Source organism: Psychrobacter sp. 1Y4 (assembly GCF_051847555.1).
Genome location: NZ_JBPYDE010000457.1, coordinates 1 through 756, shown reverse-complemented (window position 1 = coordinate 756; position 756 = coordinate 1). Strand labels below are relative to the sequence as shown.

Sequence of the window (756 nt, the reverse complement as noted above, 5' to 3'; positions counted from 1 at the left end):
AGCAGGCGCAAAGCTGGCAGGGCTTGAGGCCATCCTCATCAGTCGTGCGATTTTAGGTATTTGCGTTGCTGGACTGATGACCGCGATCACCGCGCTGATTACCGATTATTTTGCAGGTCAGCAGCGCAGCCAGTTTATGGGTTTGCAGCAGTCTTTCTCTAATATCGGCGGCATCGTATTTATCGTCACTGCTGGCTATTTGGCCAATATCAGTGCGCGTTTGCCGTTTTATATCTATGCGGCGGCGCTGTTGCTAGTGCCTTTGGTCTTCTTTGCCATCAAGGATGTGGCGCGTACCAATGATGGGTCTGTGACACAGACAGCAGATTACACTCAAACCAAAGATACGATTAAAAATAACGCGCGCTGGAAATGGGCGCTGGCAGGCTGCGCGCTGGTGCTGTTTTGTCATTTGATTGTGTTTTATATCTTGCCGACGCAGATACCTTTTTTTATGGTCGATATCGGTATCACCGATGCCAGTAAATCCGGCTTAGCCATGGGCGCAGGCACACTGGCGGCAGCGATTACCGGTATTAGCTTTGGTAAGTTGGTGGACAAAATCCAGAACTATGGTATGGCATTGGTAGGCTTTATGACCATGGCGATAGGGATGGTGGTACTGTCACAGGCATCGTCGTTTGGCCTAGTCGTTGTCGGTTGCGCACTCATGGGTGTTTGCATGGGTCTTGTGATGCCTAATTTTATGGTGACAGGACTGGCATTGGTGCCGAGTGATAAGCGCGGACTGGCTTC

1 protein-coding gene is annotated in these 756 nt (G+C 50.5%); it reads left to right on the top strand.

What is annotated here, in order from left to right; translation table 11 throughout:
* The coding region (locus ACS8FC_RS16945) for an MFS transporter (RefSeq protein WP_439297645.1) at nt 1-756 on the top strand (756 nt) is incomplete at both ends.